The sequence below is a fragment of the Salinibacterium sp. SWN1162 genome (assembly GCF_015864675.1).
Taxonomy (GTDB): domain Bacteria; phylum Actinomycetota; class Actinomycetes; order Actinomycetales; family Microbacteriaceae; genus Rhodoglobus.
Map to the genome: position 1 here is coordinate 94,754 of NZ_JADYWT010000004.1, position 21,631 is coordinate 116,384.

Annotated in this window: 10 protein-coding genes; all 10 read left to right on the forward strand. The window is 60.0% G+C overall.

Translation table 11 applies throughout. The features are described 5' to 3' along the window. Positions 1–3: 3 nt before the first annotated feature. The 10 genes from I6E58_RS13355 to I6E58_RS13400 all read left to right on the forward strand — a co-directional run bounded on the left by I6E58_RS13355 (position 4) and on the right by I6E58_RS13400 (position 21,562). Positions 4–618, forward strand: a complete 615-nt coding sequence (locus tag I6E58_RS13355) for an FHA domain-containing protein (RefSeq protein WP_129071087.1) — start codon at positions 4–6, stop codon at positions 616–618. An 18-nt stretch (positions 619–636) separates the two neighbouring features. Further along, complete coding sequence (locus tag I6E58_RS13360; RefSeq protein WP_197134607.1) at positions 637–1,431, forward strand: PP2C family serine/threonine-protein phosphatase; 795 nt, start codon at positions 637–639, stop codon at positions 1,429–1,431. A 119-nt stretch (positions 1,432–1,550) separates the two neighbouring features. Then, positions 1,551–2,978 (forward strand): serine/threonine-protein kinase, encoded by a 1,428-nt coding sequence (locus tag I6E58_RS13365; protein WP_197134611.1) that lies wholly within the window; start codon positions 1,551–1,553, stop codon positions 2,976–2,978. Positions 2,979–2,990: 12 nt separating this feature from the next. Next, a complete protein-coding gene (locus I6E58_RS13370; protein WP_197134614.1) occupies positions 2,991–8,897 on the forward strand; it encodes an Ig-like domain-containing protein in 5,907 nt (1,968 codons plus the stop codon). 9 nt (positions 8,898–8,906) lie between these two features. Beyond that, entirely contained in the window at positions 8,907–9,878 is a 972-nt protein-coding gene (locus tag I6E58_RS13375; RefSeq protein ID WP_129071083.1) for a MoxR family ATPase, read from the forward strand. Between the two features lie 236 nt (positions 9,879–10,114). Further along, positions 10,115–11,305, forward strand: coding sequence for a DUF58 domain-containing protein (locus I6E58_RS13380; RefSeq protein WP_307842159.1), 1,191 nt, complete (start codon positions 10,115–10,117; stop codon positions 11,303–11,305). Then, positions 11,302–13,593: a transglutaminase domain-containing protein gene (locus tag I6E58_RS13385; RefSeq protein ID WP_129071081.1), complete on the forward strand. Its 2,292-nt coding sequence runs from the start codon at positions 11,302–11,304 to the stop codon at positions 13,591–13,593. The genes I6E58_RS13380 and I6E58_RS13385 overlap by 4 nt, the downstream gene beginning before the upstream one ends. 229 nt (positions 13,594–13,822) lie before the next feature. After that, the gene (locus I6E58_RS14495; RefSeq protein ID WP_197134618.1) at positions 13,823–17,092 is read left to right on the forward strand and encodes an FHA domain-containing protein; all 3,270 of its coding nucleotides are present in this window, start codon (positions 13,823–13,825) and stop codon (positions 17,090–17,092) included. A gap of 105 nt (positions 17,093–17,197) precedes the next feature. Further along, entirely contained in the window at positions 17,198–20,179 is a 2,982-nt protein-coding gene (locus tag I6E58_RS14240) for an FtsK/SpoIIIE domain-containing protein (RefSeq protein WP_197134620.1), read from the forward strand. Between the two features lie 177 nt (positions 20,180–20,356). After that, the gene (locus I6E58_RS13400; RefSeq protein ID WP_197134622.1) at positions 20,357–21,562 is read left to right on the forward strand and encodes a PotD/PotF family extracellular solute-binding protein; all 1,206 of its coding nucleotides are present in this window, start codon (positions 20,357–20,359) and stop codon (positions 21,560–21,562) included. Positions 21,563–21,631 lie beyond the last annotated feature (69 nt).

Sequence of the window (21,631 nt, forward strand, 5' to 3'; positions counted from 1 at the left end):
CGCGTGAAGCACGACGTCGAAGACACGATAACGTCCGGCCAGAGGCCGCCCGTTCAGCCGACCATGCCTGATCTTGATGACACGATCATCATCAGCGCACGGCGCAAGTCGGCGATCGTGCGGCCGTACAAACGACCCGACGAATCGCAGGCGAAACAAGCGTCGCCCACGACGGCTCAGGAGGCAGCGAGATTGCGTGCGCGAGCGGCAGCTCAAGTAAAGCCACCGCAGGCTCCCGTCGCTGAATCGACAGAACCCTCTGCGTTGTATTACCGGGTGCAGCTCGACGGCACAGAGCAGGCCTACTCGCTTGAGCACGCCTGTGTATTCGGGCGCGACCCCCGCCCACCACGCATCGTAAAGGGCGTGGGGCCGCGGCTGATCGCCGTGCAATCTCCTCAACGCGAGGTCTCAGAAACGCACGTTGAAGTGCGTCAATTGGGCTCTTCGGTGATCGTCACGGATCTGCGTTCCACCAACGGATCTGTAGCCCAGGTGCCGGGTAATGCTGCACGAAAACTCCGTCAGGGTGAGTCGGTGGTGGTTTCCACCGGCACGCTAGTGGATATTGGAGACGGAAATATTATTAGGATTCTGCCTCGGCGGCGTCTGGAGTAAAAAGGCAGGAAGGTAGCCGTGACCGAAATCGGCGGCAATAACCCGGGGCATAGCATTGCCCTGCCAGGGCGATCAGAGCAGACGTTTGCGTTTGCGTGGGCTGCGGGAACGCACACCGGGTATCGGCGCGCCGCTAACGAAGACAGCTATGTCGCGCGTTTTCCGATGTTCGCGGTCGCCGACGGCATGGGGGGACACTCCGCGGGGGATCTTGCCAGCGCTGCGGTCGTTGAGCGGCTCGATGATGCGATTACGGGAGACTTCCTTCCCGCCCGCGCCGTTGAGCGAGCGCTGGAACGCGCGACGGACTATATCGGCCTCATCGCCCAGGACAGCGAACTCGGTGTCGGCACGACCGTCACCGGCGTGGTTCTCACCGAGCACCACGAGTCTGCAAGCTTTGCAGTGTTCAATGTGGGGGACAGTCGGGTTTACAACTTCGACGACGACCGACTGGTGCAAGTAACGCGAGACCACTCCGTGGTTCAAGACATGGTCGACGCTGGACTGATCTCGCGAGACGAAGCAGACGATCATCCGGATGCCAACATCATCACCCGAGCAATCGGTTTCAACGCTGCACCGTCACCCGATTTCTGGATGCTGCCCATTCGTCCCGCTCAGCGACTGTTGATTTGCTCGGACGGGCTCACTCGCGAAGTCTCCGATTCGGAGATTCAGCGCCTCTTTGCTCAGCGCCTCTCTCCCGATGACACTGTCGCTCAGCTGATCGAATCGGCGCTCGAAAGCGGTGGACGCGACAACATCACGGCAATTGTCATCGATGTGTTAGAAGTACCTACAGCGCGATAGCCATCTAGTCCTCCATACTGGGGACAGACCTGCTGACCCCAGACAAGGGGCAGAATCCGATCTTTGAGTGGTTTACTCACTTAGACTGGTCGAAATCGACGACAAGTAAGGGGTGTTCTGTGGCTCGAAGACTGCCTTCAGCGCCTCCTGCCCTGCCCGGATTCTCTCACGTTCACGTCTTGGGCTCAGGCGGTTTTGCCGATGTGTTCTTGTATGAGCAGAATATGCCTCGACGCCAAGTCGCCGTCAAAGTTATGCTCAGCGAAGTTGTCAACGACCAAGTTCGACTGATGTTTCAGGCCGAAGCTAACCTGATGGCGCAGCTCAGCTCCCATCCGTCAATCCTTACGGTCTATCAAGCCAGCGTGTCCTCCGACGGACGCCCGTACTTGGTGATGGAGCTCTGTTCGTCCACACTGAGCCAGCGCTATCGAGTCGAACGCCTGCCTGTGCCCGAAGTTCTTCGCATCGCCATCAAGATTGGGAGCGCGATCGAGACCGCCCACCGCGCGGGGGTACTCCACCGCGATATCAAGCCGTCCAACATCCTGACGACTGCCTATGGGCATCCAGTGCTGTCTGACTTTGGAATCGCTGCGACGCTCAGCGAGTCCGAAAACCTTGAAGCCGTTGGTATGTCGATTCCTTGGTCGGCGCCGGAAGTTTTAATGGATGAAACCGCCGGTACGATCGAATCAGAGCTATGGTCCTATGCGGCTACCGTCTACTCGCTCTTGGCCGGGCGCTCGCCGTTCGAAGTGCCGGGGGAACCCAACAAGTCGACCGATTTGATTTCGCGCATCAATCGCGCCAAGCCGCGCCCTACTGGCCGCAGTGATGTTCCTGAAAGTCTCGAGCGAGCTCTCAACCGCGCAATGTCGCGCAAGGTCGAGTCTCGCCAGGGCAGCGTGCTGGAGCTCGTGCACGAATTGCAAGCGGTCGAATCTGAGCTGGGACTCTCTCAAACGCCCATCGAAGTTGCCATGGATGACTGGGCTCTTGCGACAGTCGCGGAGCTCGAGGATCGCACCCGAGTGCGTCCAGGGCAAGCGTCACCGATGACATCCTCTCAGCGACGAAAGCGTCGTCGACCGGCCGCGATAGATGACAGCTTCGGTTCGTTCGAGAGCGAGGCTGCTGAAGGCAAGATGTCGCGTCGAAAGACGGGGATGAGTCCCATTCCCAAAACACGCGGAATGCAAACCATTGCTTGGATTGGTGTGGCGCTCGCCGCATTTGTCGTCGTACTCGGAGCGACGGTTACTTTCGTGCAATTGCAATCGGGTTCGAGCGATATCCCGGTGGTCAGCGATATCACGGCGTCGGTTTCGACCGACGTGGTCGAGTTCTCGTGGCTCGATCCCGGGCTCGAACCAAGCGACGCGTACCAAATCCATACCGAAGACGGCCAGCCGTCGGCGCAGCAGCGAGAGGCGAGTTTTGTGGTCGATGCTGAACCCGGCGAAAACGTCTGCATTTCGGTTACCGTCACTCGCGAGGGCAAATCCGGGCCAGCAAGCGCTCAGAAATGCGCGGTCTTGCCGTGATGATGGAGGCCTGTGATTAAGCTCTGGGGAAAAGCGCGCCGCTCCACAGCAATTGGCGTAGTGAGTGTCTCTGCGATCGTGGCTCTAGTGGCTACGGTCGCGGTTGTGTCGACGGGCTATACCGCCCAGCACGTCGATCTTGCCGACGGCGCTGTATGGGTCTCTAACAACCAGCAGCAGGCGATTGGTCGAGCAAACACCGAAGTCCTCGAAATCAACTCAGTTGTAGACGCGCAGAGCGCTGACCTTGAAGTCATTCAGCATGGCGACAGCATCCTGCTCTTCGACCGTTCAGAAAGTTCGATCGATGTCGTAGACCCGGCCCTTTCTGAAGTCGCAGAGAGCGTAGCTTTACCGCCCGACCAGCCAGAGGTTTATTTCGCGGGCGACAATGTTGTGGTGTTGGAACACGGCACGGGTGAGCTGTGGATCCGGTCCTACGCCGATTTCTTGAACTTCGATTCTGAGTCTCCCGCGTCACTGAGTCTCGGCGCCGACGCGATCGTTAGCGTCGATGAAGACGGACTCCTCTTCGGATACTCGCCAGCGACGAGCTTGCTGTTCCGAGTGAACGCCGCGATTTCGGATACGGCGGAGTCGAGCGAGAATCTTGAACTCGATCCCACCGCTGACTTGAGTATTACCTCTGTTGCCGGTCAGTGGGCGATTCTCGATTCAGACACTGAATTGCTGCACATGGACGGCCGAGAGGTCGATCTAACCGGCCTCATCGACGGAGGCAACGGGGTCGTTCTTCAAGCGGCATCCGCCGGCGGCGAACGGGTGCTCATCGGGTACAGCAATGGCGTGCTGAGCGTTCCTTTGAGCGGCGCTGCCGCGGTAGGACTCGCCACCGGGCAGTCAGGCATCGCGGCTGCACCGTTGCGGCTGGGCGACTGCGAGTACGCGGCGTGGTCGAGTGGGCAGAATTGGCGACGATGCCCCACCGATGCTGGTGAGGGCGTCATTCTTCAGCTCGAAGAGATGCAAGCTAACGCGCAACTCGCGTATTCAGTAAACGGCTCGCGCGCGGTGCTCAATGATCGGCTATCTGGCCGAACGTGGGACGTGCAGGGCGACGGGGCGTTAATCGATAACTGGAACCAACTCATCACCGCCGATGACGAAGAACCAGAAGTACAGCAAAATTTGCTCGATGTTGAGCCCGAAATCGATAAAGTCCAGCAGCCGCCAGTTGCTGTGGACGACACGTTCGGGGCTCGTCCGGGGCGAGCGACAGTATTGCCAGTGCTTCTCAATGACTATGACGCTAACGGCGATGTGTTGGTCATCGAAGAACTGCCCACTATCGACGCGGCGATTGGCCGCATCGACCGCATCAACGAGCGTCAGCAAATTCAAATCACCCTCGAATCGGGCGCTAGCGGACAGGTCAGCTTTTCCTACACAATCAGCGATGGGCGCGGCGGTTCGGCTACGGCCACGGTGACAGTAGAGATCCGCACCGACTCGGAGAATTCGCCGCCACAACAGATGCGGGCGACGAAGTTCACTGTACAAACAGCGGGGCGTATCTCGAATCAGGTTCTGGGAGATTGGGTTGACCCAGACGGCGATCCGTTCTACCTCACCAGCGCATCGACGGCGGCGCCTGATGTGGTGAGTTACAAGCCTGGGGGAGATCTTGTGTTCTCCGACTCAGGCGAGGGCGGAGACCTCAAGGTCGTAACTCTCGTGGTGTCCGATGGAATCAGCGAGTCCTCGGGCAGCGTTTCAGTTTCGGTCAAGGCGGCGGGGGAAGTCCCGATCGAAGCTGACCCGTTTGTCGTGCTGGCGTACGCTGGCAAAGAGATCACTGTTTCCCCTTTGATTCACACTCGCGGCGGCAATGGAAACATTCGTCTCAACAGCGTTCCCGCGAAAACCGGCGCTCAAGTGCTGCCTAGCTACGAGACGGGCACTTTCCGTTTCTCTAGCGAAGAAGTGCGCAGTCACAACCTTGAGTACGTTGTCACGGACGGAAATCTTAGCTATACAGCCACCGTTCGGATCGACGTTGTCGCGCCTCCGGACGCTAATACTTCGCCGATCACGGTGCCGAAAACGGTCTTCGTTCAGACGCTCCAGAACGAGCGAATCGATATTGCGGGTACCGATGTCGATCCCGCAGGCGGCGTGCTTCTCGTTACCGAGATAATGAACCTACGCTCCGGTTCCGGCGTGCGAGCTGAAATCCTCGAGCAACGCCTTGTACGCGTCAGCTTGGAAGCACCGCTCGACGACGGGCCAGTCACTTTCAACTACCGCATTAGCAACGGACTTGCGGATGCGGTTGGCGTGATCACCGTAGTCGAGATCCCGGCACCATCCCGGTTGCAAGCGCCGATCGCCAATGACGACTCGGTGACCGTTCGTGTGGGCCAGGCCGTTGATATTCAGGTTCTGCTGAATGACGAGCATCCCGACGGGCTCGAGCTCTCGCTCGTTCCGAAGCTCGCCCAAGATCTTCCGGACGACTCGGGGTTGCTCTTCACCTCGGGTGATGTTCTGCGCTATCTAGCCCCGGAACGTACAGGAAACTTTACCGCGGCATACCAAGTTGCTGGGCCTGATGGGCAGTCGGCAACCGCGATCGTGAACATCGCCGTGCGCGAACTCGACGTGTCTAGTAACAACCCGCCAGTGCCGCCGACGGTAACGGCGAGGGTGCTTGCCGGCGATACTGTGCGTATTCAAGTTCCACTCACTGCGGCAGACCCTGACGGTGACTCGGTGCAGCTTTTGGGGCAGGCCACGAATCCCAGCAAGGGTGCCGTCATCGAGGTGGATTCCAACACTTTTGTTTATCAGGCAGGGGAGTACTCGGCCGGCACTGATTCCTTCACCTACACACTGATCGATTCTTTGGGTGCGCGCGCGAACGGCGAGATCAGCATCGGGATCAGTCCGCGATTGGAAGGTGCTCGTAACCCTGTCGCAATTATCGATGAGGTTACGGTCAAGCCAGGAATCACCGTCTCCGTTCAAGTGCTGGCCAACGACTCCGACCCCGACGGCAGCAGGCTCTCTGTGGTGTCCGTCGAGCCTAACGATGAGCAAACTGTTGCCGAGATTGATGGGGACGTCGTCGACGTCACGCCACCAGAGACTCCCGGTGACTACGGCATCATCTATGTGATTGAAAACGAAACCGGCGGAACCAGTCAAAACTTCATCCGCGTCACCGTTGACCCGGATGCCGAGCCTGCCTATCCGATAGCCACTGACAGCGTGCTTACCCTGTCAGACGTTCTCGATAGAAATCGCGTAACTGTCGATGTTCTGGCCGGAGTATTTTTTGCTGATGGTGACCCCCGCACGCTTTCGCTCGCTATCTACCCTGGGTTTGATGATGTCGCGAGTGTGACCTCCGACAAGCGCATCGAGGTTTCCGTCGGGGATTCCGGACAAATTATCCCGTTCCGGGTCACGAATCCCGCCGACCCCACGGTTTTCAGCTACGCCTTTATCTCGGTGCCTGGTTACAACGATGCTCTACCTCAGATCGACCGCCGCGCGAACAAACTCAGCGTCAATAGCGAGAGCACTCTCGTGATCGATCTCAACGACTACATCATCGCGGTCGGGGAGAACCCCGTGCGGCTCACGGACTCAAGCACAGTGTTAGCTACCCACAGCGACGGGTCGGAGCTGGTGCGGGACGAAGACACTCTCGTCTATACCTCCGCCGAGAAGTATTTCGGCCCGGCTTCGATTTCATTCGAGGTTACCGACGGCACGTCCGCTACCGATCCGGAGGGTCGCACCGCGATTCTGGTGTTGCCGATTGAGGTTCTTCCTCGCGACAACCAGGCGCCCGTCTTCGGCGGCGCGGTCATCGACTTCGAACCCGGTCAAGAGAAGGAGATAGATCTTCTCAAACTCACCACGTATCCCTACCCTGACGACCTTGACGAGCTCGCGTATTCAGTGCTGAGCCCCCTGCCCGAAGGCTTTTCTTACTCTTTGGACGGGACCCTGCTGACCCTGGTCGCCAGCAGCAATTCTCTCAGCGGCACGCGCACGTCGATCTCCTTGGGCGTTCGAGATGACCTGTCCGAGGGTAAATCGGGACGTATTGAACTCAGTGTGGTGCCCTCAACGCGTCCGCTCGTTAGCCCAGCTTCTGATCTTGCAATCGCACAGCGGGGCGAGACGACCGTGGTCGATGTCTTGGCCAACGATGTCTCGACGAACCCATTCCCGGGATCTTCGCTGAAGGTGATCGACATTCGCGGTCTCGGTGGCGACTCGATCCCGGCGGGAATCTCGATCGTTCCGAGTGGCGATAACCGCACGCTGACGGTGACAGTGTCGTCTGAGGCGGCGCCTGGTGATGTCAACCTGCAGTATCTCGTTGCCGATGCCACCAACGACGCATCCCGGTACGTCTGGGGGTCCGTAGTAATTTCGATTCAGGACGTTCCCGATGCGATTTCGAATCTCTCGCCGAGTGGATTTGGCGACAAGACAATCATGATGCGCTGGAACGCGGGCCCCGCAAATAACTCTGCGATCACCTCCTACCGAGTAACCACGCGAATCGACGGCACGCTGGTAAACACCACCGACTGCCCCGGAACTACCTGCGCGATTCCCACGAACGGCAATGGCCCGAGCAATTCCGTCAAGATCACAGTTGTTGCGATCAACGCAATTGGCGAGTCTGAGCCGGTGACTCTCGCGGACCCCGTCTGGTCAGACATTATTCCTGTAGCTCCCAGTTCGTTGAGCGCGTCGCCGCTCGACCATGGGCTTCGCCTGACGTGGAACGCTGTGCCTACACCCGCGCGAGGAACCGCGGTGGATCGCTATCGTGTCGTCGTCGGAGGATTCGAAACGACTTTGGGATTGGCTCAGTGCAACGAAACGACCTGCACCTGGGACACCCCATCGACGTGGGTTCTCGATAACGGCGTGGCGGTGTCGTACACCGTGAGCGCACGAAACGCCGCGTACACAGCGCTGTCGGTGTGGAACACCAGCGAGCCCCGGAGTGCGGTTCCGGCCGGCCCGCCGATTGCAAGCTCGGCTCCAGTCGCGACGCCGGAGAGCGATACCTCAGTCAAGTTGAGTTGGTCAGGCGTGTTTAACAACAACGGCCGATCGGTCACGGCCTATACCGCTGCTGCCTATACCGGCACCCCACCGACGTGCTCGCCTAGTGGGACGATCACGAGCAATGGCGCGAAAATTGCCAACGCTGGCACGTCAAGCAATGTGGTGCTCTCCGGGCTCACGCCGAACCGCACGTATACGCTGGTCGTTTTTGCGGACAACGGTCAGGGTTGTACTGCGTCGTCGACAGTGGTCGCGCATACGCCGCCGGCCGTCATCACTGCGCTCGATACTTCTGGCCCGGTCGCCAACGGCAAGCGCTTTGATTTCACCGTGAACGGTGGCTCGATGGGAGCTGACTCGCTCGACAGCGACTACACCCTCTACTACCGACTCAGCGGTGGCAGCGTTCCGGGCACTGTGTTCGGGCCGGTCGCCTTGGGCTCCTTCCTCACCGCTGAGGGAGGTCAGCACTACGGTAACGACCTCTCGGTTCAAGTGCGCGCCTGCAAGAGCTATGGTTCTGCGCCGATCTGTCAGACTGATTGGTCAGCATCCTTCCCGCTCGGAACTGCTGTAGATCCGTCAGTGGGAAACCTGACTTTCACCTCGGACAACGACCTTCTCAATTCGAGCGGAACCTTTACCTGGCTCAATTGGCCAAGCGGCAACTACGAGAATGTGCAGTATCGCTGCGGCGGCATCACCCTCGGACCGTGGCAGACAGCCGATACCAGTGTGCCGGGGCAAAGTTGCCATGCTGATGTTGTTTTGCTCGCAGTCCCGACTCTTCTGATTCGCGTGACAGCTAACGGCGGCCAGATCTACGAGAGAACGTACAACGGATATGACTATGACTAGAGGTTCACTATGACCATGACCCCCGACGAAGCCGCATGGTTCGCAGAAAGCTTCAACAGACTTGTCACGAACGTTGAGCAAGTTCTGCTCGGTAAGACTTTTGTCGTGCGCCTCGGGTTCACTGCCTTGCTCAGCGAAGGCCACCTTTTGCTGGAGGACTACCCGGGTACGGGAAAGACTTCGTTTGCGCGAGCAATCGCTCAGAGCGTCTCGGGAACAACCAACCGCATCCAATTCACACCAGACCTGCTTCCCGGCGACATCACCGGTGTCAGTATTTTCGATCAGCGCGAGAACGAGTTCGAGTTTCATCCCGGGCCGGTTTTCTCGAACATCGTTTTAGCTGACGAGATTAACCGCGCAAGCCCGAAAACTCAGGCAGCCCTGCTCGAAGTCATGGAGGAGGGGCAAGTCACTGTCGACGGCGTCACGCACCCTGTCGGCTCGCCCTTCATGGTCATCGCAACGCAGAACCCCATCGAGCAGGCGGGAACGTACCGTCTTCCGGAAGCCCAACTTGACCGGTTCCTGATGAAAGCGTCCATCGGCTATCCCGACCGTGCCTCGACGCTGCGCATCCTCGACGGCGCGGGCGTTGCCGCTCATTCGACAACTATCGAGCCCGTCGTCAGCGCAGAACTCGTAGTGGAGATGGCGCAGCTCGCTCGCACGGTTCACGTTGACCCGACCATCAACGACTACGTCAGCCGATTGGTGGAGGCGACTCGTAACACGACAGAAGTGCGGCTCGGCGTCAGCGTTCGCGGTGCTCTCGCGCTTATGCGCGCGGCAAAGACCCTTGCGGCGTCTCACGGTCGTCACTACGTAGTACCGGACGACGTCAAGGCTCTCGCCGAGTCCGTTCTCGCCCATCGTCTAGTAATCGACGCGGAAGCAGAGTTCGAAGGCGTCACGGCTTCGAGCGTGATTGCTCAAATCCTGATCGAAAATCCACCGCCCACAGAACGGCAAGCCGTGTGAGTTCACTTCTGAACCGCTCAGCGAAAGGGCAACCAAATCACACCGCGGCGGAGCAGTCTGGTCCGAGCGGCGATCGAACGCGCTCGGATAGCGAATTCCCGACGGCGATCCGCGGTCTCGACAATGCCAGAACACGCATTGTTGGGTACCGCACGGGTTTTCTTGCTGACCTGATCGTCGCGCTCGTTCGATTTGCGGTTGTCGCGCGGCGAGCTTTTGCTCGGTTTGCACAGCGAGTGACGTCTGTCATCACTCCTGTTGGTTGGGTCGTTCTTGTTCTCATCCCGCTCACTCTGATCGTTGGTTACTCGATCGCCTGGGAGGAACTCGTTGTGGTGGGGTTTGCCCTCATTGTGATCGCTCTCATGGCTGCGGTGTACCTCCTGGGGCGCAGTCACCTATCCATTAGTCTTCGAGTCGAGCATCAGCGCGTCGTGGTGGGGGAGTCCGCGACGGGTGAAGTTCACGGAGAGAACGAAGGGAAGCATCGCAGTTTCGGTGTCGTCGCTGAAATTCCCGTCGCGACGACTGTGGCGGAGGCTGTCCTTCCGAGCTTGCGCCCGGGCGGAACGGCAGCGCACGAGTTCGTCATCCCCACTCAGCGACGCGGTGTGATCACCGTAGGTCCGGTACGGACCGTTCGCGCCGATCCCGTAGGGCTCGTGCGTCGAGAACTCGTCTGGACGGACTCGGCGGAAATCTTTGTGCACCCACGCACCATTAGTATTCCTAGCGTCAGCACTGGTTTGATTCGTGACCTTGAGGGCAACCCCACGCGTGACCTTGCCAACAACGACATCTCGTTTCATGCTTTGCGTGAGTATGTACGGGGTGACGAGCGGCGAAACATCCACTGGAAGTCCACTGCTCGCACCGGTCGCTACATGGTTCGACAGTTCGAAGAGACTCGCCGAAGTCACCTCGTAATCGCGCTGAGCCTGGCAAGCGCAGACTACGACAACGAATACGAATTCGAGATGGCGGTTAGTGTCGCCGGATCCCTGGGTGCGCAGGCAATTCGCGATGCACGAAGCGTGACCGTCGTGGCCAGTGCGCAAACGCCGCAGTTCGCTAAACGCAAGATTTTCGCGGTTCGCGCACTCTCGACCTTGACCGGTACGCGTCTGCTAGATGATCTGACTCGGGTACAGAGCGCTGAGACCGCTCTTCGACTCATCGACCTCGCGCGAGTAACGTCGGAGCAGACGAACGGTGTCTCCGTTGCTTTCCTCATTTGCGGATCGACGGTTACCCCTCAGCAGCTGCGTGCCGCTTCGACAAAGTTCGCTGCGAACATCGAAGTCGTTGCTATTGTCTGCGACCCCGAGGCCATTCCCGGGCTGCGTCGCGTGGCTGGACTGAGCGTGCTGACGATCGGTTACCTCGAAGAATTGAAACGAGCACTCTCGCGATCGGCGGGAGCATGACAAAAATTAGTTCTCGCTCGTTCATTGTCGTTTCTGCTGTTTTGCTCTGGCTTTCGATCGCCATCGCATCCGCTGCGCTCTGGCCCATCTATCGCACTCCGGCGCTCACCGTACTGATTGCCGTTTCGATCATCGCCGGTTCGCTCGTCGCCTCTCTCGCACTCTGGCGTTCCTGGTCGTTCGGGGTCACTGCGATCGTTTCGATGCTCGTGTTCCTCGCTGTCGGAGTTCCGGTAGCGGTGCCAGCAAAAACCCAGTGGGGCGTTATCCCCTCGCTCGACGGACTGAGCGATCTGGTGCTGGGCGTCGCGCTTGGTTGGAAACAGCTACTGACAATCTCGTTGCCGGTGGGGGACTATCAGTCGCTCTTGGTGCCGGCTCTTGTACTGGTGTACTTCGGAAGCGTTATCGCGCTGAGCCTCGCTTTCCGCTCAAAGATCCCGGAGCTTTCCGTGGTTCCGGCCATCGTAATTTTTGTCATGGCGCTCGCGTTCGGACCGACGTACCCTGATCAGCCGATCGCCCTTTCCCTTGCACTGCTCGCGGTTATCGCTCTATCCCTTGCGTGGTTCCGGTGGCGTCGCCGGCGGGACACGGTCAACGCATTAGAAGCGGCGAGGGGTGATGCTGGTAGCGAGCGTCGCAAGCGCGAGTTCGGATTCGCTGGCGTGCGTACGGCGCTCAGCGCCCTGCTGATCATGGCGATTGCTTCAGGCGCGGCTCTCGTTGCCGCTAATGCAGTACCTCCCACGAATAATCGCTCGGTGCTGCGCACGACGATAGTTGAGCCGTTCGACCCACAAAACTATGTGAGCCCATTGGCTGGATTCCGGCGGTATTGGCAACCAAGCACGGCGAATTCAGTGCTTTTCGAAGTGTCCGGGGTTCCGTTGGGCACGAGAGTGCGCCTCGCTACGCTCGATAGCTATAACGGGGTTGTGTACGCCGTCGGCAGTGATCGCGCGTCGAGCGAATCAGGGGCGTTCTCCCGCGTTCCCGCACGCTTCGATCAATCGGACGTCGAGGGTACTCGCGTCGACCTGAACCTGACCGTGGCTGGATATTCCGGCGTGTGGCTGCCCACCGTTGGGCTCTTTGAAGAGGTTGAATTCTCCGGAGCTAGGGCCGCAGATCTTCGCGATTCCTTTTACTACAACAACGTTTCTGGAACCGCCGCCATTATCGACGGTCTCGCCAGCGGCGATTCCTACGCTTTCGAAGGTGTAGCCCCGGTACAGCCGAGTGCAGACGAAATCGAATCCCTCACTCCGGGCCTTGCGCAGGTTCCGGCCATTCAGAACGCCCCCGAGGAACTCACCGAAAAGCTTGATTCCTACGTTGGTGGCTCGACTTCTCCAGGCGCTCGACTCGAAGCAATGCTTTCAGGACTTGCGGCAGACGGATACGTCAGTCATGGCGTGGGGATCGATGAGCCGGCGAGTCGATCCGGGCACTCTGCTGATCGAATCGCTGAGCTGGTGACGGCGCCGCGCATGATCGGAGACGCTGAGCAGTACGCAGTAGCGGCATCCATTATGGCGAACGAATTGGGCTTTCCGGCTCGCGTGGTTCTGGGTTTCGTGACGTCGGGTGAACAAATTCGTGGCAACGACGCCTCCGCATGGATTGAAGTAAATACTGCAGAGTACGGCTGGGTTACGATCGATCCGAATCCGCCGCTACGGGAAATCCCTGAGGAAGATCCTGACGAGACTGCCCAAGTCGCTCGACCACAAACGGTAGTTCAGCCGCCGGAGATTGAGTCGGACACGGTCAACCGACAGTCAAATCCCGATAGTGAGCAAGCACTGCAACCTGATATCGATGCCACGCTTCAAGCCGTGCTCGCGGCTTTGCGCGCCGCGGGTTGGACCCTTGCGGTGCTGTTGATCATCGCTGCGCCGTTCCTCTTGATCATCGCCGCGAAAGTCAGACGCCGACAGTTGCGCAAGAAAGCCGACTCGACTGTGGAACAAATCAGCGGTGGCTGGCGAGAATTCGAGGACTCATTGATCGACCATGGTTATGCACCCCCAACGTCGGGAACGCGCACAGAGGTCGCCGCCGTCATGGCGACTCCCGATGCTCGCACTCTCGCAGAGCAGGCTGACCAAGCCATTTTCTCCGGAGTGGAGCCCGAACTTGCCGAAGCCGACGCGTTCTGGACGGACGTGAAGGAATTGGAGAGTCAACTGAACACTGGACTGTCGCGCTGGGCGCGGTTCAAGACCAAAATATCGCTGCGATCGCTCGGTGGTTATAGTGTCACAAGTCTGTTTAAGCGATAGAGGACCACCCGTGAATTGCTCTTTCTGCGCGACGCAACTGCCCGCCGACGCCGTCTACTGTGCCGAATGCGGCCGACCTGCGATGTCTCGCCGTGCCCGCAGGGGCGCATTAACTCCTGAGTCTGCTCCCGAGCTTGCGATGGTGGGCGAACGCTCTGCGAGTAAAAAAGCAGAGGCGCCCGCGGGATCTCGTCGCCGCCGTGCGCGTGACTCGAATCACTCCGCACCCGTGCCGTCTTCGGATGCGTCGGTCGTCGAAGCGGGATCGGCGCCCGGGATCGCGGCCGCGTCATCAGCGGAAATCGTTGCCGCAAGTGAGGAAGCGGCGACTGAAGCCACTGTTGCGGAGCACCACTCTGATGCTTCTGTCAGTTCGCAGGCTGACGAACGCGACGATGTCACCGCGGATGCGGACACTGACGACGGCCTGGACGAGACTCCAGACGACCTCCCCGCAGCGCTGCAACAGGCTCTTGTCGAACATCCTGATGTGTTGGCTGAAGGTGCTCGCACTCTCCGTTTGGGTGAACCTCTGGTTCTTTCTCATGCCGCAAATATCAGTGTTGCGCCCAGTGTCAGTGCCAGCGCCACTGCCGGCGGGGCTGCTGGTGCCGGTGTGGATGTCGCAGAGAATCAGTCTGAACGCTCTGCCGAGTCTGCGCCGCTAGCGGCCAACGGTTCTCGTTCCTCGCACGACGAGATCGACGACGCCCCCGAGGAACTGATGCCCTTCGACGAAGACGGCCCCTATGACGAGGTGCTCCCGTTTGATGAGGACGGCCCGTATGACGAGGTTGCGAATCCTCAAGCGTTGACCTTTGACCGGAACATCTCCGTGAGCTCAGGGCTCGCGAGTGCTGCGCCAGACGAGGTCGGGTTGCCGCCGACGCGCGTTGACGTCGAAGCCGCCGCAGAGCAAACGCACGCGGAGGAACTCGGCAATCGTCAGCAGGAGCGCGTGCTTGCGTCGTCGTTCGTCAGCGACGAGCAGCATCCGCAAGGCCTCATCGAGGATTCGACGGATGCCCGACAGAGCGCTCAGTTGGAATCCGAGCCCGCACCAGAGGCAGATCCAGCATTTGAGTCAGAGGTAGAACCAGAAGTAGAGCCAGAAGGTGAGCCAGTGGTCGAATCAGCGCTAGCGGGTCTGGCTCTGCCAGTGGAGGAACAACCGCCTGCCGATGAGGCCATCGTGGCGGAAGCGGAGCTTTCTCCTGAGGTCGCGACCGAGTCGGAACGCGAAGCTGAACCCGAGGTGCCCAGTGCCGCTGATGAGTCTGTTCTAGATTCCGAACCGGTGATCGCGACGCAAGCGGAGTCCCCAGATCAGCAGATCGAGTACACCGAGGCAGCTTCCATTGAGGAAGTGCTGACAGATGAAGTCGCCGACGAGGCTCTTGATGACGCTTTCGATGCCGCCAGCGACGCTAGCCAGGGCGAAGGGCGCACGGAAGCCGAGGCTGAAGCGGCAGCTGACGCAGCCCGTGTAGAAGCCGAGGCGGTTGCTGAAGCAGAAGCAGAAGCGGAGGCGGAGGCGGGGCGCGCTGAAGCGGCAGCAGAAGCGGCCCGAGCTGAAGCCGAGACCGAAGCCCGAGCGGAAGCGGAAGCGGAAGCGGAAGCCCAAGCCCAAGCCCAAGCGGAAGCGGAAGCGGAAGCGGAAGCGGAAGCGGAAGCGGAAGCGGAAGCGGAAGCGGAAGCCGAAGCCCAAGCCCAAGCCCAAGCCCAAGCCCAAGCCGAAGCCGAAGCCCAAGCCGAGGCGGAAGCAGTCGAAGCAGTCCGAGCGGCAGCTGCCGTCGAAGCGGAGGCTAGAGCTGCAGTCGAAGCGGCCGAAGCTGAGGAGCAGAGGGCTGAAGCAGAGCGTGATGGCGACGACATCCACCCGGCTCGAGAGGAAGCGACCGCGCCAGAACCACTCGTCGAGCCTGAGCCATTGCAACGCTCTGCGTTCGAACCCGACCTCAGCCGGCTTGGCAGGCCGGACACCACCGTCGCTGAGACGGGACCCCGTCGTCTTGCGCCCGTGCGCTCGCCGGGAGAAGAAACAGTCTTCACCGCTGCCGATCGCCTTCGTGCATCGGCCTTCGCCCCGGTCGCTTCTGAACGCGTCGAAGACAGGCCCGCTCCGCCAACACCGGAGGATCCGGATCCGGCTGCAGCTGATGCCGAACCGACTGGACACAAAACTCAACCGCGCTCGGCGATCCTCGCGGCCCAGACGATCGAACTTAGCCCAACGGTTGCAGCGCACGAAAGAGAATCAGTCGCTGCGTCGGCAGAAACAGTCAATGTGACGGAGGAAACATGCCGGCAGTGTGGAGATGCCCTGTCGGATTCTGACATCTTCTGTGGCTCGTGCGGGTTTGTCAGGCACGGAGTCGGCCCGAGTTCCCGTAACGCACCTGCGGCCGCACCTGCACCCGCAGCTCTCGATCCGTTCCCCCATGGCGCTCCAGCGGTGAGCGAGCCGGTCGTCGCTCCCGACCATCGCGCAGACACGAGCGTGGAACCTTTGTCTTCCGCTGCCTTGGACGCAAACGAGGCAGAGCACGATGAAAGCGATGCGAATCGGGCAGAGTCCCGGCTCCTTCTCAACATCGATGCCATTCCGGCAGATGCTGAGCCAGAGCTCGTGGCGCCCGACGTGGAGAGCCCTGCCGATGGCTTCATTGCTGACTTTGACGCGGACTCCGCAGCCGGCTTTGACGTCGACGACATGCCTATGGCTGTTCAAGATACTGAATCTGGTGAGCCAGAAGAAGCAATTCCGCTGATCGAGCCTGGAAATGACGAGGCTGTGGATCCCGCCACGAATGCACACGCTGAAAGCCAGGTCTATTGGGCAGGGCCTCACGCTATGGAAAGCGGGCCGGGCGCGTCAGTCGAGACCTCAGCAGAGGCCTCATCGGCACGCGAGTCAAGCGACTCGAGCGACTCAAGCGACTCAAGCGACTCGAGCGACTCAAGCGACTCAAGCGACTCAAGCGACTCAAGCGACTCAAGCGACTCAAGCGACTCAAGCGCGTCGAGTGTGCCGGGATTCTCGGTGCTCGCGCCACCGCCCAAATCGAATCAACGCGTGGAGCTTCCTATCTCGCCGCCGACTCCGTTGGCCGCTTTGGGCGCTGATGACGTCGACATTGAGGACACTCGCATCGTTGAGCGCAGTGTTACCGGGACGCGGTTTGTGCTGCAGTTCAGCACGGGGGATAGCGTCATCGTCACGGGAAATGGTCTGATCGGTCGAAACCCCACCCCCGAGCCTTCCGAAAAGTTCGACATCGTCGTGCCCATTACTGACCCCAGCAAGTCGGTCTCGAAGACCCATCTTGAGTTCGGGCAGATGAGCGGAGTGTTCTGGATCAGCGATCGTTACTCGGGCAACGGCACGATCGTCCGCGAGCCGGGCGCTGAGCCGAAGCGGTGCGAGCCAGGCAAGCGCTACCGAGTCGTCCGCGGTACTCGAGTCGAGATCGGGGAACAGTTCTTTATCGTTAGCTAGTCCCGGAGCAAGAGTCTGTTCCTCCACAGATCGGAGGAGAGACAGCGGACGCACTGTTGGTGCCGCACGGGCAACCAGAAGCACCATCACTGATGAAGTGAGGGTGTGAACGATACTCCCGCTTCTGGCCCTCGTGTTGCCCTTCCTGCGCCTCCACAACGGCCAGCGCCATTCAAATTTCCGGTGGTCGCGGCGACCGTGCCGGTAGTCGCGTCCGTAGCGATCTGGCTCATTACCGGGTCTACTTTCGCGCTCATATTCGCGGCCCTCGGTCCGTTAGCTGCTACGGGCAGTTACATCGACTCGCGGGTATCAGCGCGGTCGCTGCGGAAGGCCGAGCGCTCACGGTTCGCGGTCGATTCGGAGTCGACACTCGGCAGTATTCAGGCGTTCCATCGCCGGGAACTTCTTGAGCTTGCCGAGAAGACGCCCTCCGCGATAATGCTCGTCAAGGACGCCCACACTGATGCGGCGCGCTGGATGGGCGAACCAGCCGACTCCCTCCCTGTCCACTTGGGGTACGGCCTCGTTCGAAGCACTGTGGCGATCGACCGTACCGGTGCTCAGGATGCGCAGCCGCCTGAAGTGGAAGACATGTATCGCAGTCTCACGACACAAGCGGAATACCTCGATCGAGCGCCTATCGCCGTCAACGCCCGCTTAGGGATCGTCATTTTTGGCAACCGACTCATGGCTCTCGCACTGGCGCGAGCACTGGCTATTCAACTGGCTCGAACCCTTGCCCCTACCGCGAGTTGGGTGAGATTTGGAGGCGCTTTCCTCTCCGAAGCCTGGGCAGAAGCGCTCCCACATCGCCAACTGAGAGAAAAGGAGAGTGCTGCGCGCGCGTTTGATCCCGCCACCGTGCGAGAGGACATCGCCAGCGTTCATTGGGGACGATTGGGTGAATCAAACCCGGGGGTGACCATCACAGTGGTAACCGAGGAACAACAGGCTCCCAGCGGGCACCGGATCGTGATTCGAGCTCGCGGGAACGGCGTCGCGGTGGTGCGACATCCTGACCGCCATCAACGCCGCGATTTTGAGCCATCGTTTCTCGGCCGAGAACAAGCACTGGAATGGGTGCGAGTCGCACGCGATATTGCGGCGCGGGATGGTCTGGCATCGGCGCTCAGCGATGTGCCCGATTCTGTGAAATTCTCCGATGTGACGCGAGTGGTGAACGACGCGCAGTATTCCCGCGAGACGCGCCGCCGCTCACTCTCGGCGAGCCCAGCAATGGGCAGTGCACGCCCGGTGATGCTTGATCTCGTAGTCGACGGGCCTCATGCGATCGTCGGAGGCACGACAGGGAGTGGCAAAAGTGAACTGCTGATTGCCTGGGTGCTTGCGATGGCGGCCGAGACAGCTCCCGAAGACGTCACATTTCTGCTCGTCGACTTCAAAGGCGGATCGGCATTCGCATCGCTCGCTCAGCTTCCGCACACTGTGGGCATCATTACAGACCTTGACGCTAGTACCGCCGCCCGCGCTTTTTCTAGCCTCCGAGCGGAGTTGAGGCACCGCGAGCGTGCGCTTGCGCAGGCACAAGTGCGGGATATTTCAGACCTCTCGAGCGTGCCGCGACTAGTGATTGTGGTGGACGAATTCGCGGCGATGATGGGGGATTACCCCCAACTGCACACTCTTTTCAGCGATATTGCCGCGCGCGGTCGTTCGCTCGGAGTGCACCTCATCCTGTGTACTCAGCGCCCATCAGGCGTGGTGCGGGATTCACTGCTTGCCAACGCTGACCTGCGACTATCGCTACGGGTCAACAACGGTGCCGATAGCTCCGCAGTCATCGGTAACGACAAAGCGGCTGAGCTGCCCGCTCAACTCAAAGGTCGAGCCTGGGTCGCCCATGGTTCGTCGTCGGCGGAACTCGCGCAGTTCGCGTTAGTCGGTTCCGACGATATCCGCGCGGTTGCTGAGCGATGGTCCGCTAGCAGCAGACCCCGGCGGCCGTGGTGCGAGCCGCTCTCCGAACACATTTCGCTCTCGACTGTGCTCGAGCATGAAGCAACGTGTGGTCACGAGCGCGGCGATAAACGCCCCAATGACGCCGTTGTTTTCGGGATGACCGATGTTCCGGATGAGCAGCGCCAGGGAGTAGCGCAGTGGTCGCCCTCAGCCGATGGCCATCTCCTGGTCTTGGGGGCTTCATCGAGCGGTAAAAGTACCGTGCTCAACACTCTTGCGCAGGCGGCGTCTACCGCGGTTCAGATCGTGGGAACCGATCCTGCAACCGTGTGGGATGGCATCACCCAGCTGTACACGCGTCTCGATGAGGTTGCGGAGAAGCGGGAGGCACAGCCGGCGGTGCTCGTTATTATCGATGACCTTGACGCGACGGTAGCGCGATTCGATGAGGAATACCGCCCTGTCGTACTCGAACGGATGTCGCGCATCCTCCGGGAAGGTGCGGCGTGCGGCATCGTTATCGTTGCAACAGCCCAGAGAATTACCGCCGCAGTGCAACCGCTCACGCAACTGTTTCCCCAGACGCTTCGGCTGAGGTTTGCCACCAAAAGTGACTTCGTACTTTCTGGAGGACACGGCGAGGACTACAACGATGCTCTACCGCACGGGGGCGGCCTGTGGCAGGGGGCGCGCGTGCAGGTTGCTCAGAGCGATCGTTATTTGCCCGTGGCCGACCGTGCCGCAGTAGCAACGGTTGCCCGGGGTGACGGGTTGGCCGTCGTGAGTTCTCGGCCCGCCGTCGCTGCCGCGGCGTGCGAGGCTGCCGGATGGTCGGTGCGGCTGGTTGAGGGGCCGCTGGGTGCCGAACGCGAGCTTCTGGTTAGTGCCGGTGGCGGGCGCGGGCCAGTGGCGCTCATCGGTTCGGTCGATGATTGGCAGTCTCGGTGGGGTGCTATCCAGTCGCTACAGAATCATGCCACCGTCCTGTTCGATGCCTGTAGCCTCAGCGATTTCCGTCAGCTTGCGCGAACGCGAGAGCTTCCGCCGCCGTTTACCCCCGGTGCTCGCGAATTCTGGCGAGTGAATAACGGGGTGCCCGTCGACCGGGTGCAGCTTCCAACCGCACATCACGTGTCGAAGAGTTCCGCCGCCCCATTGCGCTAATTCGATGCCATGAGTAACTCCCTTGGGGGTACCCGAATTGGGCACATTTTTTGCACAAAATGGCTCCTCATCCATGGAATTATTGTGAAGCGCGCAAAGCCCCTCCTAACTGGGGCTACAACAACCCGAACTGCGCTCACTACCATCGGTGTAACTGGTGGGGGCGAAGGAGAAAACGTGACGAGAGCACTTCCGCAGGATCATGCGATCCAGCAGCTGATGCTGCAAGCGAAGCAATCTCAACTCAGCCGCAGGCGACTGCTGCAAGGGGCTGGCGTCGGTATGTCCGCCCTTGCGCTTGCCGCATGTGCTGCGCCGGCGGGGTCAGACGGTACCGATATTTCAGAGAGCGACAGTTCGCTCGTGTGGGCTAGCTGGCCGTCGTACATCGACGAGGACTTGAGCGGCCACTCGTCCACGCTCAAAGCTTTCACAGGCGAAACCGGGATCAGCGTCGAGTACAACCCGATTGTTAAAGACAACGTCGGTTTCTATCTGACGATGAAAGATCAGCTCTCTCTAGGGCAGCCCACGGGCGCCGACATCATCTGTGTCAGCGACTGGATGGCGGCTCGACTGATCCGTTTCGGCTACGCGCAAAAGTTCGACGACGCGAATATCCCGAATAAGAAGAACCTAACGAAGTCCCTGAGTAGCCCCGACTTTGACCCCAACCGCGAGTACTCCCTGCCCTGGCAGAGTGGATTCATCGGGCTGGCGTGGAATACCGACGAGTACCCGAAGGGTCTCGTCTCGGTCGAGCAATTGTGGAACGAAGAGCTCAAAGGCAAGGTAGTTGTCCTCGCCGAAATGCGGCACACGATGGGAATGCTGCTGCTCGCCCAGGGCGTCGATATTTCCGACGAAGGTTGGGGGATCGACGAGTTCAAGAAGGCTAGCGCTGTTCTCGAAGATCACCTTGCCTCACGGCACATTCTCGGGGTCTACGGCAGCGACTACATCGACAAGCTCAAGTCTGGCGAAGCGCTCGCTGGGTTTGCGCGGGCCGGCGATATTGCCGTGCTCAACGCCCAAGCGGGCTACGAGAAGTTCAAATTCTTGCTCCCGGGTTCGCGCGGCACATTTTTCACCGACTCTCTCGTAATTCCGGCGGGTGCTCAGCACAAAGCGAACGCCGAGAAACTTCTGAACTTCTACTACGACCCCGCGGTCGCAACCGAGGTCGTGGAATGGATCCGCTGTGTCAGCCCGGTCGATGGAACTCTCGAGTATGCGATCGAAAACTTCCCGAAACTGGCCTCGAACCAGTTCACCTTCCCCAATGCCACAGCGATGTCTCGCGCGAGCACATTCCGCACTCTCAACACGACGGATGATCAGTCGTTCAACGCTGAGTTCCGTCGCATAACGGGCAAGGGCTAACTCGATTATTGCTCGTCCCCGTTAGCTGCGCTTTGAGCACAGCCAGCGGGGACGAGTGTGTTAATTCAC

Bases quoted from the DNA above. Each gene is read 5' to 3' on its own strand.
- I6E58_RS13375 (WP_129071083.1), top strand. From the start codon at position 8,907: ATGACCATGACCCCCGACGAAGCCGCATGGTTCGCAGAAAGCTTCAAC.
- I6E58_RS13385 (WP_129071081.1), top strand. From the start codon at position 11,302: ATGACAAAAATTAGTTCTCGCTCGTTCATTGTCGTTTCTGCTGTTTTG.